This window comes from Allobosea sp. GW821-FHT09G06, from assembly GCF_059416005.1.
The window spans coordinates 14,813-28,090 of record NZ_JBWKOI010000007.1 but is presented as its reverse complement, the minus strand read 5'-3'; the positions used below and the strand labels follow the sequence as shown (position 1 = coordinate 28,090).

At 64.6% G+C, this 13,278-nt stretch carries 14 protein-coding genes; 5 read left to right on the top strand and 9 right to left on the bottom strand.

Going from position 1 to position 13,278, the window contains the following annotated elements:
* Positions 1-746: 746 nt before the first annotated feature.
* Entirely contained in the window at positions 747-2,708 is a 1,962-nt protein-coding gene (locus AC07NY_RS24100) for a heavy metal translocating P-type ATPase (protein WP_492287806.1), read from the bottom strand.
* Positions 2,709-3,015: 307 nt separating this feature from the next.
* Here AC07NY_RS24100 and blh point away from each other — a divergent pair, with 307 nt between their 5' ends.
* The 5 genes from blh to AC07NY_RS24075 are packed head-to-tail and all read left to right on the top strand — an operon-like array spanning position 3,016 to position 6,284.
* On the top strand, positions 3,016-4,311 hold the full coding sequence (blh, locus tag AC07NY_RS24095) for a bifunctional sulfur transferase/dioxygenase Blh (protein ID WP_492287805.1): 1,296 nt from the start codon (positions 3,016-3,018) through the stop codon (positions 4,309-4,311).
* Entirely contained in the window at positions 4,311-4,658 is a 348-nt protein-coding gene (bigR, locus tag AC07NY_RS24090; protein ID WP_492287804.1) for a sulfite-sensing transcriptional repressor BigR, read from the top strand. The genes blh and bigR overlap by 1 nt, the downstream gene beginning before the upstream one ends.
* Positions 4,655-5,062, top strand: coding sequence for a YeeE/YedE family protein (locus AC07NY_RS24085; RefSeq protein WP_492287803.1), 408 nt, complete (start codon positions 4,655-4,657; stop codon positions 5,060-5,062). The genes bigR and AC07NY_RS24085 overlap by 4 nt, the downstream gene beginning before the upstream one ends.
* Entirely contained in the window at positions 5,059-5,502 is a 444-nt protein-coding gene (locus AC07NY_RS24080; protein ID WP_492287802.1) for a DUF6691 family protein, read from the top strand. The genes AC07NY_RS24085 and AC07NY_RS24080 overlap by 4 nt, the downstream gene beginning before the upstream one ends.
* Positions 5,499-6,284 carry a sulfite exporter TauE/SafE family protein gene (locus AC07NY_RS24075; protein WP_492287801.1) on the top strand — a complete coding sequence of 262 codons (786 nt, stop codon included), beginning with the start codon at positions 5,499-5,501 and terminating at the stop codon, positions 6,282-6,284. Before AC07NY_RS24080 ends, AC07NY_RS24075 begins: the two co-directional genes overlap by 4 nt.
* A 318-nt stretch (positions 6,285-6,602) precedes the next feature.
* Here AC07NY_RS24075 and AC07NY_RS24070 read toward each other — a convergent pair whose 3' ends face one another.
* From AC07NY_RS24070 to AC07NY_RS24035, 8 genes are all read right to left on the bottom strand, one after another.
* A complete protein-coding gene (locus AC07NY_RS24070; protein WP_492287800.1) occupies positions 6,603-7,136 on the bottom strand; it encodes a cytochrome b in 534 nt (177 codons plus the stop codon).
* Between the two features lie 19 nt (positions 7,137-7,155).
* Complete coding sequence (gene mbfA, locus AC07NY_RS24065; RefSeq protein ID WP_492287799.1) at positions 7,156-8,145, bottom strand: iron exporter MbfA; 990 nt, start codon at positions 8,143-8,145, stop codon at positions 7,156-7,158.
* Between the two features lie 116 nt (positions 8,146-8,261).
* Complete coding sequence (locus AC07NY_RS24060; RefSeq protein ID WP_492287810.1) at positions 8,262-9,455, bottom strand: MFS transporter; 1,194 nt, start codon at positions 9,453-9,455, stop codon at positions 8,262-8,264.
* Positions 9,452-10,867, bottom strand: coding sequence for an NAD(P)-binding protein (locus AC07NY_RS24055; protein WP_492287798.1), 1,416 nt, complete (start codon positions 10,865-10,867; stop codon positions 9,452-9,454). The genes AC07NY_RS24060 and AC07NY_RS24055 overlap by 4 nt, the downstream gene beginning before the upstream one ends.
* Before the next feature lie 57 nt (positions 10,868-10,924).
* Positions 10,925-11,242: an ArsR/SmtB family transcription factor gene (locus AC07NY_RS24050; protein ID WP_492287797.1), complete on the bottom strand. Its 318-nt coding sequence runs from the start codon at positions 11,240-11,242 to the stop codon at positions 10,925-10,927.
* A gap of 58 nt (positions 11,243-11,300) precedes the next feature.
* A complete protein-coding gene (arsB, locus tag AC07NY_RS24045) occupies positions 11,301-12,353 on the bottom strand; it encodes an ACR3 family arsenite efflux transporter (RefSeq protein ID WP_257735562.1) in 1,053 nt (350 codons plus the stop codon).
* A 7-nt stretch (positions 12,354-12,360) separates the two neighbouring features.
* On the bottom strand, positions 12,361-12,786 hold the full coding sequence (gene arsC, locus AC07NY_RS24040) for an arsenate reductase (glutaredoxin) (protein WP_492287809.1): 426 nt from the start codon (positions 12,784-12,786) through the stop codon (positions 12,361-12,363).
* A 4-nt stretch (positions 12,787-12,790) separates the two neighbouring features.
* Positions 12,791-13,147, bottom strand: a complete 357-nt coding sequence (locus AC07NY_RS24035) for an ArsR/SmtB family transcription factor (RefSeq protein WP_492287796.1) — start codon at positions 13,145-13,147, stop codon at positions 12,791-12,793.
* Positions 13,148-13,278: the final 131 nt, after the last annotated feature.

Sequence of the window (13,278 nt, the reverse complement as noted above, 5' to 3'; positions counted from 1 at the left end):
GGTTTTTTTGTGTTTTGGGCTAAGAGAGCGGCTAAGTTTGCGGAAGTACTATCCCTCTGATTGCGGAACTTTGATCCTGGAATCCAAAACTCCCAATCAAACGATTTCAATAACTTAGGGTTTCTATTGCGGAAACACTATGCCTCTCTCTTCATGAAGAGAGAGGCATAGTGTTGCCGCGATTGTCGGTCGAGTTCCGCAATCTGCCTCTGGACGCCCGGCCTGAGCCGGGCGTCCAATATGATTCTAAGGCATTCCGATCATAGCTTGCTGCCGAGGTTGTCGCTTCCCGTCGCCGGCCTGGCCGGCGCTGGACCCTCGGCGGTCCAATTCCTTAGCCCCCTCCCCGATTTAGGTTCAGCGTGACGCTGCAAGTGAGTAGGCCTTCGCATAGCGCGAAGGCCCGTATCGATTAGGACCCAACTTACCAAATTGGCCCTTTCCGGACATCGAGGATGTCTGCATCTGGGCGATTCATTTTGGCATATGGCGCGCAGCATGGGCGGGCCCGTTCCCGCCGTTGGCAAGGTCAGCTTCAGGCCCGTTGAATTCGGAAAGAGTGTGCAGCCCACGTTGGCTTTTGCCCGGTTTGCAAGCTGAACAGCGAGAGTCCACCAAATTGCCATCAGTCGCTGCTCGCGCAGATCATGCTGATCGAACACGGTCGCGGCAGCCGACTCTCGATCTGCATTCTTTATCGGAGTGGTGCGAATACCGGGTGCCGCGGGGTCCGGAGCAGCCTCCGGTTAGCCGCCAATCGGATGCGAGCCGGACCGCGGCACGTCGCGAATGGGGTCGCCCAGAAGCCGCAAGCCATTTAGGACGACGAGAACCGTCCCACCCTCATGGCCGAGCACTGCAAGCGGCAGGGGAAGGTCAAAAAAGACAGCGCTGGTCACGAGAAGCAGCATCGCGCCGATCGCGAAGATCAGGTTCTGGCGAATGATCCACGCGGTGCGCCGCGAGAGCCTGTGCGCCGCCGCAAGCCGCCCCATATCCTCCGAAAGCAGCGCTACGTCGGCCGCCTGGAGGGCTACCTCTGAACCGGCCGCCCCCATGGCGATGCCGACATCGGCACGCGCCAAGGCCGCCGCATCGTTAACGCCGTCGCCGACGAACGCGATCTTGTCTTGCCTCGCTGCTTCGGCGACCAGTCTGACCTTGTCCTCAGGCAGCATCTCTGAGTGGATCTCATCGTCGCGGAGACCCAGTTCCGAGCCGATCCGCAACGCCACCGGGCGCCGGTCGCCCGTCATCATGAGAATCGTTTCGACGCCGCTCCGCCGCAGCGCCACGAGCGCCGCGGCTGAGGTTTCACGCGGCATGTCCGCGACGCTGACAGCGCCGAGGACGCGGTTGCCACGGCCGAGATAGACCACGGTCTCCGCCGCGCTTTGAATCGCCTTCAGGGCCTCGTGGTCGACGGATGCGCCCGTGGCTTCGGTCATGCGGCGGTTCCCCGCCCAGAGCGGACCGGCATCGTCTTCCCCCGCAATTCCCAAGCTGGGAAGCGCTTTGACATTCCGCACCTCGCGCATGGGCAGTCCACGCCGCATGACTTCGCGCCGCAGGGCATTCGCGATGTGATGTTCGGATTGGGCTTCGAGGCTGGCCAGCGTCGACAGGAAATCGCTCTCGTTGCCGTCGAGGGTGACGACATCGGTGACGGTGGCTCTCCCAGCCGTCAACGTCCCGGTCTTGTCGAATGCGAATGTCTTGACGCCGGCCAAGGTCTCGATCGCCGCGCCGCCCTTGAAGAGGACGCCGCCGCGGGCCGCCGCCGAGAGAGCCGAAAGGATGGCGGCCGGCACAGAGATGACGATCGCGCAAGGGCTGGCCGCCACCAGCATGGTCGCAGCACGATACAAAGCAATCTCCCAGCTGTTTCCGAGCCAGAGAAAGACGCCGAGCGCCGCCACGGACCCGACGAGCACCGCGACCGTGTATCGTTGTCCGAACCATGCGCTGAATCGTTCGGAGGGTGCTTTCGCCGCCTGCGCGTCCGTGACGAGCGCGATCATCCGGGCGACCGTGCTCTGCTCAAGCGTTTTCGTGACACGCACCTCCAGAACGCCGTCGAGATTGACCGTCGCCTCGAAAAGCGGCTGGCCCGGCTCCTTGCCGACCGGCATCGACTCGCCGGTGATCGTGGATTCGTCGAGCGAGCCCCTGCCGGAGAGGACCACGCCGTCCGCAGGAACCCGTGACCCGGGGCGAAGGATCACGATGTCGTCGACATGAAGATCGGCCGCGGGCACTTCCTCGACCTCGCCATCGGCTGTCTTGCGGAACGCTGTTTCCGGCCGCAGGGCCATCAAAGCCTCGATGGCGCGCCGGGCACGACCCATCGCTCTCTCTTCGAGTGTCGTCGACAGGCTGAACAGCGTCAGCAGGACCGCGCCCTCAAGCGAGGCGCCTACGGCTGCTGCCGCGAGGGCTGCGACGATCATCAGAAGATCGATGTCGAGGATGTGGTCGCACCACAGTTCGCCCAGCGCGCGCCAGCCGGCCGGCATGCCCCCCGCCAGGTAGGCGATGGTGGTGCCGGCAAGGAAGGCCAGCGAGCCGATCTGGCCAGCGAGAAGCCATTTGCCTGCGACCGCCAAGGCAAGGCCGGTCACCGTTGCCGCGGTCAAAGCAACCGACAGGTTCGATAGGAAACGCTGCAACTGCCCCTCCAGTGCGCGATCAGTGCCAGCCGGCGTCATGTGTGGAGCTGTTTGGAATAATTCTAATATATAGCGTGACTCCCGTTGCGCAACCATCGGGACAGTTTATCGCCCCCGGCGCGGGCGAATGCGAAATCAAGCTGGCCAGCCGATCCGGAGCCGGACGCCGAAGCCGGCCTCTTGCCCTTCCGCGCAAGGGCAATCCGAGCCTGCCCCATACAGGCAGCAGCACCTTCGGGATGACCAGCCCAGCCGGAGCCTTTGGCCAACTGCAAAACGCCGCTTGCATCGATCATTATACATTATATGATAACGTATAATGTATGGTTCTGAGAGGATGCCTGCGATGACCAGCGTGAAGATCGACGACCGGCTGACGGTAGCCTGCCAGCCGCGCCAGGAGGCGCTGGCCGCGCTGGCGGCCGCTGGCTTCGCCACCGTCATCAACAATCGACCCGACGGTGAAGAGCCAGGGCAGCCCGGCAACGCTGCCGAGAAGGCAGCCCTGGAGCGGCCGGGCCTTGCCTATCGCTTCATCCCCGTAACGGCGGCGACGATCACCGAGGCCGATATCCGCTCATTTCAAGAGGCGGTCTCCGGGGCGAAAGGGCCGGTCTACGCCCATTGCCGCAGCGGCACGCGGTCCCTGACTCTTCACGTGCTCGGCGAGGTGCTGGCGGGGCGGATGAAGCCCGGCGACGTCGAGGCCTTCGGCCGGGCCCACGGCTTCGATCTCTCAGGCGCGGTGCAGTGGCTCGCCCGCAATGCGGCCCGGGCGCCGCTGGTAAAGGGCTTCCACGAGCCGCGGACCGGCAGCGTCCAGTATGTCGTCGCCGATCCGAAGACGATGCGCTGCGCGATCATCGATCCGGTCTATGAGTTCGATGAGAAGTCCGGAGCGACCGCCACGCATCAGGCCGACGAGATTCTCGCCTATGTGGCGCGCGAGGGGTTCACAGTCGAGTGGATCCTCGACACCCATCCTCACGCCGATCACTTCTCAGCCGCTCACTATCTCAAGCAGAAGACAGGCGCCCAGACGGCCATCGGAGCGCGCGTCACGGATGTCCAGAAGCTCTGGCAGGGCCTCTACAACTGGCCGGAGCTGGCAACCGACGGCTCGCAATGGGACCGGCTCTTCGCCGAGGGCGACAGCTTCAAGGTGGGTGAGCTCACCGGGCGCGTGATGTTCTCGCCCGGCCACACCCTTGCCTCCGTGACTTACGTCATCGGCGATGCGGCCTTCGTGCACGACACGATCTTCATGCCGGATTCCGGCACGGCGCGAGCGGATTTCCCGGGCGGCAGCGCAAAGGCTCTTTGGGCATCGATCCAGGCGATCCTGGCCTTGCCGGATGATACGCGCCTGTTCACCGGGCACGACTACGAGCCCGGCGGGCGCGCCGCCAAATGGGAGAGCACGGTGGGCGAGCAGAAGCGCGCAAACCCGCATCTCGCCGGCATGACGGAGGAGCGCTTCGTCGCGTTGCGGGAGGCGCGCGACCGAACTCTGCCGATGCCGAAGCTGATCCTGCATGCGCTGCAGGTGAACATCCGCGGAGGCCGGCTGCCGGAGCCTGAAGCCAACGGCAGGCGCTATCTCAAATTCCCGCTCGATGCGCTCGTGGGGGCTGCGTGGTGATGGACGCCAAGACGACGCAGGTCAAGACGGCCCACGCCATGCCTCCGGCAGAGATGGAGGCGCGTGCTGGCGAGGTCGCCGCCCTGCTCAAGACGTTGTCGCACCCGGCCCGTCTGAGGCTCGCCTGCGCCCTTGCCGAGGGCGAATACGCCGTTGGCGAACTCGAGGAGCGGCTGGGCATCCGTCAGCCGACGCTGTCGCAACAGCTCGGCGCGCTGCGAGATGCAGGCGTCGTCACCACGCGCCGCGACGCCAAGCAGATCTTCTACCACCTGAGCGAAGAGAAGGCCGCGCGTCTGATCGAAGCCCTTTACGCCATCTTCTGCGAACCGGAGCAGCACCCATGAGTGCCTATTGGCCTTCCCTGATCGGCGGCATGTTGCTCGGCCTCTCGGCCGTCGCGCTGCTGCTGCTCGATGGGCGGATCGCCGGCATCAGCGGCATCGTTGGCCGCTTACTCGGCGGTGTGCAGATCCCGCTGAATGCGGCTTTCGTCATCGGGCTCCTAAGCGGCCCGCCGCTCTACATGCTGGCCTTCGGGAGCTTCCCGGCCGTGACCATCGCCACCTCCGGCACACTGGTCGTCGTGGCCGGGCTCGCCGTCGGCATCGGCACGCGCATTAGCTCGGGCTGTACTTCGGGCCACGGCATCCTAGGCCTCGCCCGCTTTTCGAAACGTTCCTTCGCTGCGACCGTGACCTTCCTCCTCGCAGGGGTCGCGGTGGCGACGCTGATGGAGTTCCTGCGGTGAACCGTCTCGCATCCCTACGTATCGTCGTGGCGCTCTTGGCCGGCGCTCTCTTCGGCTTCGGCCTGTCGCTCTCCGGAATGCTCGATCCGGCGCGCGTGCTCGGCTTCCTCAACCTCGCCAGCGGGCATTGGGACCCGAGCCTGGCCTTCGTGCTCGGCGGCGCGGTGCTCGTGGCGGTGCCCGGCGTCATGCTGCAACGCCGTCTGCGGCGCCCCTTGCTCGACGACAGCTTTCACCTGCCGGAGAAGGCGGAGATCGATGGGCGGCTGCTGGCCGGCTCGGCGTTATTCGGAGCCGGATGGGGGCTCGCCGGCTTCTGCCCGGGCCCCGCGGTCTCAGGCCTCTCGATGGGGCTCGTCCCGGTCTTCCTGTTCGTCGCGGCGATGGCGGCAGGGATGATGCTGCATGACCGTGTGATCGCGGAAATGCTGCCGCGATGACCTCGACCCTGGTTCCCGCGCTCGCTTCCGGCGGCCTCGTCGGCTTCAGCCTCGGCCTGGTCGGCGGCGGCGGCTCGATCTTGGCCACGCCGCTGCTCCTCTATGTCGTCGGCGTCGCCAGCCCGCATGCCGCGATCGGCACCGGCGCGCTGGCGGTTTCGATCAATGCCTATGCCAACCTGCTCGCCCATGCCCGGAAGGGTCATGTGCGCTGGCTCTGCGCGGCCGTCTTCGCGGCTATCGGATCGCTCGGCGCCCTTCTTGGTTCCAGCCTCGGCCTCGTCATCGACGGAGCGCGCCTTCTCCTGATCTTCGGCGCACTGATGGTCGTCGTCGGGCTGCTGATGCTGCGGCCGCGCAGCGTCGTCCGCGGGGGCGAGCGGCCGGTCGATCGACGGATGTGTGCGCTTACGGCCACCGCGGCATTGGCGACGGGCGGAGCCTCTGGCTTCTTTGGTATCGGCGGCGGCTTCCTCATCGTGCCGGCGCTGATCTTCGCCACCGGCATGCCGATGATCAACGCCATCGGCTCCTCGCTGCTGGCGGTCGGCACCTTCGGGTTGGCGACGGCCTTGAATTACGCTCGAGGCGGCCAGGTCGACTGGGTCGTCGCAGCGGAGTTCATCTCGGGCGGTGTCTTGGGCGGCATTCTCGGCATGCTGCTGGCGACGCGTCTCTCCGCGGGCAAGGCCACGCTGAACCGCATCTTCGCCGCGCTCATCCTGACGGTAGCTATCTATGTGATTATGAAGAACCTACCGGCGGTCATTGACGAAATGTAGCCGCGGATTCCGACCCTACGGCACGCTCCAATCCAAGGTTCCAATTTCCCCTTTCGACACGACCATATTGGATGGGCTGCGCCTAGTGGTGCAAGTAGATATTCCCGCTGAAAGCCGACATCGTCGAGCAGAATGATGATGACATTGTGCGCCCTCTACAGGCCGTTCGAAATGAACGCTGGAGGAAAGTTTGGGCCTGATCGTGCCGCCGTGGATAGCTGCCTTGCAGTTCCTGCCAACCGCCTAATGTCTGGAGTTGGCGTATGTCGTCATCACAAGAGTCGGTCGCGATCCGAATGTTACCGGGACGACCCGTTGTTACCGCCATGGAGACATGCGAGACAGAGCCCCATCTTTGAGTACAAATTGGTGGAAAAGCGCCGCACCGGCATGAGCGAGGGCAACGGCCACGAGGCAGTTAGCCGCGAGTTCGTGCCAGCCATTGATCGAGCGGCGCAGTGCGCGGTCGTCGGCGGTGAATGCGGGGATCTGGACAAGGCCGAACAGGTCCCAGCCACGCGCGCAGACATTGGCAAGCCCCACGATCAGCGTCGCCGCGATGAGCGCATAAAGAAGGGCGTGAACAATATGCTCCATCGCTCGCAAGATGCCGGAACTGACCGCGGCGGGCCTGGATCCTTTTGTCAGGCGCCAAAGGAGCCGACCCGCATAGACGACGATGAGCAGGCCTCCGAGCGTGATATGGACGGACCACATACCGTGCCGCCACTCCCTGGGCAGGACCGCTTCACTCTGAGCCATGAGCCATAGCAGCGCTATCAGGACCGCGGTCAACCAGTGAAAGCGGATGCTGATATTGTCGTAGCGGGCTGGGGTTTGGACGAAAGCCATCGTTTTATCCTTCTGCAGTTCAAGCGCCGCCGATCAGAATGCCCGTGGCCAGGACGAGAAGGCCGCCGAGAACGATCTGGAACATGGCGCGTCCGATGGGCGTCTCCATGTAGCGGTTCTGGATCCAGACGATGGCCCAGAGCTCGACGAAAACGACGCAAAGGGCGATGACCGTCGCTGTCCAGAAATGCGGGATGAGATAGGGCAGCGCATGCCCGAGCCCACCGAGCGCCGTCATGAAGCCTGAGGCTAGCCCTCGCTTCCACGGGGCCCCACGTCCCGACAGCTTGCCGTCGTCATGGGCCGCTTCGGTGAAGCCCATCGATATGCCTGCGCCGATCGACGCCGACAGCCCGATCAGAAACGTCGTCCAGGAGTTCTGCGTCGCGAAAGCCGTCGCGAAGATGGGCGCCAGCGTCGAAACCGAGCCGTCCATCAAGCCTGCCAGCCCCGGCTGGACCCAGGTCAGGACGAACTGGCGCTTCGCGGTCTCTTCTTCCTGCCGGCCATCATCGCCGGTTGACAAACCATCTTCAAGCGCGACCGCGCGGCGCTCATGCGCCGCCTCGGCAACCGCGAGGTCTCCGAGAAGCTTGCGCGTCGCTGCGTCCGTGCTGCGCGAGGCGGCGAGCCGATAGAACGTCTCGGCCTGTCGTTCCATGTCCGCCGCCTCGGCGCGCGCGCGCTCCAGCGGCAAGGTCTTCGCTAGCCAGAGAGGCCGCCGCGCATAAAAGCCTTCGACGTGCTCGCGCCTGATCGGAACAAGCGTTGGTCCGAACTTGCTCACATAGAGATCAAGCAGGGTGCGGCGATGCTCGTCTTCCTCGGCAGCCATCGTGTCGAACATCGCTGCCGAAGTTGGATAGGCCTCGCGCAGGTTCGCCGCATAGGCCGCATAGATCCGCCCATCCTCCTCTTCCGACAGAATGGCGAGCGACAGGATTTCCTGTGGACCCAGATCGTCGAACCGGCGGCGGCTGGAGCGGAAGATCGGAAAGAGAGATGGCATCGTGGTGTCACCGGATGTTGATGGCCATCATTTAGAATCTTTCTAAACTGAAAGCCAGTCTCCTTCCTGAGACTGCGGCCAGCCATCGCCACCCGCCTGAGCGCTTACGGAAGTTGTCATTGGCCGGTCGCATGAGGCCAGTTGCGTCGCTCGAGCCAGAGCCCGGCAACGAGCACGACATTGAGTAGCGCGAGGGACAGTAGCGCGCCGAACATCGGTACCGAGCCCATGCGATCGAGCAGCAAGGCGCCTGCGGTCGGTGCGATCGCTTGTGCGATGAGGCTCGGCCGCGCCAGCCTTCCGATCAGCGCCGCGTAGCGCTGAGGGCCGAACTGGGCCAGCGGAAGCGTACCCTTAGCAATCGAGAAAACGCCGTTGCCTGCCCCGTAGAGGATGATCGCAAGCCCGATCGGGCCGACATCAAGTGCCATCAGTCCCAATCCGAGGGCAATCAGCCCAAGCGCGGCACGCATGGTCCAGAGCGGATGATGCCGGGCTCCGCCAGCCATCTCGATCACCCGTCCGCCGACCTGCGCGGGACCGACAAGTGCGCCCAGAGCCACGGCCGCCGCGAGACCATTTCCTTGTCCTTGGAGCAACGTCAGCAGGTGAACGCCGACGATGGCGCCGATCGCACCACCGATGACGACGATGCCGGAGAGAAGTTGGAAAGCGCGACGCTCCGCCGGGAGCAGGTTCGATGCCGCCCCGGAAGTCCCCGTCGTCAGCGTTGGCAGCTCCGGCGGGACGCGCGGCAGGATCGTCAACACGAGCGGAAGCGAGATCAGAAGCTGGATGGCTGCATAGACGAAGCAGGTTCCTCGCCATCCGAGATGCGCAACGAGGTAGGCCGACAACGGCCAGCACACGGTGCTGGCGAATCCGCCCCATAGGGTCAGCATCGTGATCGCCGACCGCGCAGCGCCGCCGTAAAGACGCCCAAGCGTCGAGAACGCCGCATCGTACAGACCTGCGGCCATCCCCGCCCCGAGAACGATCCAGCCGAACACGAAGACCGGCAGATTCGGGGCGATGCCCAGGGTGAATTGCCCGGCGGCCAGGAGGATTGCCGCCGCCGCCAGAACCGGTCGCCCGCCCGTCTCGCCGATGGCGCGGCCGACATAGGGCGCAACGGCGCCCGCCGTTAGCAGGCCGACCGAAAGCGCGCCGACGATCCAGGGCAACGGCCATCCCGTATCGGCAGCGATGGGGGCCGCGAGAACCGCCGGGAGATAGTAGGAGGAACCCCAGGCGAGGATTTGAACCACGCCCAGAGCCGAGATCACCGTCAGCCGGTTTCGATCAGTCACGCGACCTTGCCGCAGCAGGAGGAGGTCGTTACGGGTTCCGGGAGCTTGGCGGGGCCGCAACCGCAGCCGACCTGACCATCGGCCTTCGCACGGGCGTCATCGGCGCAACAGGCCGCGACGGGGTCCGGCGCGGGGCCACCACAGCATGACGACGCGCCTACCGGCGCTGTCGTGCACACGCCCGTCTCCGGGAGAACCAGTTTGATGTCGTCTGCCGCCACCATGTCACCGGCGATGGCGGCGACGACCGATCTGACCTGTTCGAAGCCCGTGAGCATCAGGAAGGTCGGCGCACGCCCGTAGCTCTTGATCCCGACCGTGTAGAAGTCCGGCTCGTGATGCGACAGTTCGCGATGTCCATGCGGCGGCACCGACCCGCAGGAATGCAGGTTGGGATCGATCATCGGCCCGAGCATGCGGGTGCTCTCGAGCCAGGGATCCAGCTCGACGCGAAGCTCTCGGGTCAGGCTGAGATCCGGGCGCTGTCCCGTGCAGGCGACGATCCGGTCAACCGGGCCGACCGTGCGACCTCCTTCCGGTGTCTCGCCGTGGACCAGCAGGCTTCCACCTTCCTGCCGGAAGCCTGCAAGGGCGAAGCCGCGGACGAGTTCGATCAAGCCGCTATCGACAACCTGACGCAGCCGCGTCCCGAGGTCGCCGCGCCCGGCGAGCTGATCATTCGCGCCACCGCCATAGACCCGGGACAGGTCGCGCCCGCGCGTCACCCAGATCGCTTTCGTTGCGCCGTCCTGCTCGGCCAACTCGGTAAGGTCGAGCAGGACGTTCGCGGCGGAATGCCCGGCGCCGAGCACGAGCGTCGTGCGTCCCGCATACGTCTCGCGGTCGGCATCGAGCACGTCCGGGATACCGTAGGCGATCCGCTCCGCATACGCCTCCTCCCCATCGACGGGCATGCCGCCCGCTCCAGCCGGGTTTGGAGTGGTCCAGGTTCCAGAAGCGTCGATGACTGCGCGGGCCAGCACGCGGCGCGTGCCCCCGTCCCGGTCGCGAATGATGAGCTGGAACGGGTGAAGTTCGCGATCCCGGCTCACCACCTTGTCGATGCCGCGGCGCCCGATCGCCATGACGTGGGCGCCGTATTCGATGACCGGGGCGAGCTCGGCCGTTCCCGCCAAGGGAGCGAGGTAGCGATCGACCAGTTCGTGTCCCGTCGGATAGCCCTGCTTGTCCGGCTCGGCCCAACCCGCGGCCTCGAGCAGCTTTCTGCTCGCCGGGTCCACGTTGAACTCCCACGGCGAGAATAGGCGAACATGGCCCCAGTCGCAGATGTTGGCGCCGACGGATTCCCCGGCTTCGTAGACCTTCACGGCCATTCGACGCGCGATGAGATTGGCCGCGGCGGCAAGGCCGACGGGACCAGCGCCGATCACGACGACGGGAAGCTCATTCATCGCGGCATCCTCCGCTCCTGCTGGAATCATGGAATTAAAAGGCAAATCAAAAACCGCTCAGGCGGCCTTCCCGGATGATGCGGAACAGGCTTCTTCGATGCAGCATTCGTCGGAAAGAAAGCCGAGCAGCGCATCCATCGCCGGGTAGACAGCACGACAGATCAGCGTCGTCGCCTGCCGCTCTTGCGAGACGAGGCCGTTGCGGATCAGGCGCTGAAGGTGGTGGGACAACGTCGAGGCCGGAATGCCGAGACGCTCCTGCACCTGCGCGACCGGAAGGCCCTCATGCCCGGCACGGACGAGAACCCGATAGACCTCTAGACGCGTCTGGTTGCCGAGTGCCTCAAGCTGCGCCGCTGCTGTTTCGATATCCATGGAAATATAAATTCATACCGTCAGTGGGCGGTCAAGCGCTATTTCCATGATCACCGAATTATTCTGGAGCTTGAACCTTCCGGACGCCGTTACCGCGCTCGTACCAGCCCTTCGATCGGTTCACGATCCAGACGACGGTGAGCATAACCGGGACCTCGATCAGCACGCCGACAACGGTCGCGAGCGCCGCTCCGGAGTGAAAACCGAACAGGCTGATCGCGGCGGCGACGGCAAGTTCGAAGAAGTTTGAGGCGCCGATCAGGGCAGACGGCCCCGCGACGCAATGCTGCTCGCCTGCGACCCGGTTCAGGACGTAGGCCAGCCCGGCATTCAGGTAGACCTGGATCAGGATCGGCACCGCCAGGAGCGCGATCACCATCGGCTGGGCGAGGATCTGCTCGCCCTGGAAGCCGAAGAGCAGGACGAGGGTGGCGAGCAGGGCCACAAGCGAAACAGGTCCCAGTCGGCCGAGCAGTCGATCGAGCGCAGCCTGCCCGCCCTTCGCCAGAACGCGGCTGCGGACGAGTTGCGCGACGATCACGGGAATGACGATGTAGAGGACGACCGAGAGTACGAGCGTTCCCCATGGCACGGTGATCGCGGACAGGCCGAGCAGCAGGCCGACAATCGGGGCGAAGGCGACGACCATGATGGCGTCATTTAGTGCGACCTGGCTGAGCGTGAAGTGCGGCTCGCCCTTCGTCAGATTCGACCAGACGAAGACCATCGCGGTGCAGGGCGCCGCCGCCAGGATGATGAGCCCGGCGATGTAGCTGTCGATCTGGTCAGCGGGCAGCCACGGCCGGAACAGCCAGGCGATGAAGATCCACCCCAGTGCCGCCATCGAGAAAGGCTTCACCGCCCAGTTGATGAACAGGGTCACGCCAATCCCGCGCCAGTGCTTGCCGACCTGACTCAGCGCGGCGAAGTCGATCTTCAGCAGCATGGGGATGACCATCAGCCAGATCAGCACGGCGACGGGCAGATTGACCTTGGCGATCTCGGCGGCGCCGACGGCCTGGAAGACGCCGGGCATGACATGGCCCAGTGCGATGCCGACCACGATGCACAGTCCGACCCAGACGGTCAGATAACGTTCGAAAGTGGACATGCTGACCTCAGGCGAGAGCTGCGGGCCGACCGGCCGCGTCGACGACGAGTTCGCCGTCCTCCTTGCGAAACTCGCCGCGTTGCGGCGGCAGGAGCGACAGAACGGCTTCGGATGGGCGGCAGAGCTTCACGCCTTTCGGAGAGACCACTAGCGGTCGGTTCATCAGGATCGGGTGCGCCTCGATGGCGTCGAAGAGAGATTCGTCGCTCATGCTCGGATCGCCGAGGCCGAGTTCGGCGAAAGGCGTGCCCTTCTCGCGGAGGATTTCCCGGACGCTCATGCCGGCGCGATCGAGAAGCTGCTTCAGCAAGGTGCGGTTGGGCGGGGTCTTGAGATATTCGATGATGTGCGGCTCGACCCCAGCGTTACGGATCAGCCCGAGCGTGTTCCGCGAGGTTCCGCAGGCTGGGTTGTGATAGATGATTACGTCGATCGGCTCAGACATTGGCGGTTGCCTTCGGTTGGCAGCACGGGCTCAGTTCGGCCATCAGCGGTGCGCAGATCTCTGGTCGCCCGCCGCAGCAATCCTTGAGCAGGAAGGCGACAACTGACCTTAGGGCATTGAGATCGGCTCGATAGACGATTGAGCGGCTGAACCTCTCTGAGCGTATGAGGCCAGCCCGGCTGAGGATGCCGAGATGCGATGACATCGTGTTGTGGGGGACGTCGAGGCGCCGCGCGATCTCGCCTGCCGCCAATCCCTCCGGCTCGGCGCTCACAAGAATGCGGAATACATCGAGCCGCGTGCTCTGCGCCAAGGCTGCCAGCGCGAGGATGACCTGTTCATTTTCCATATGTCGAGACTTATCGAAATATTTCTAGCGGCGCAAGTGAAGGCATCCTCGCTCATAGCTGCGAGGTCGAGTTTCGGGGGCTGAACGTCTGCTTCCTGGAGGTGGCTGAATGTCAGCTGAGTGGCGCAAGT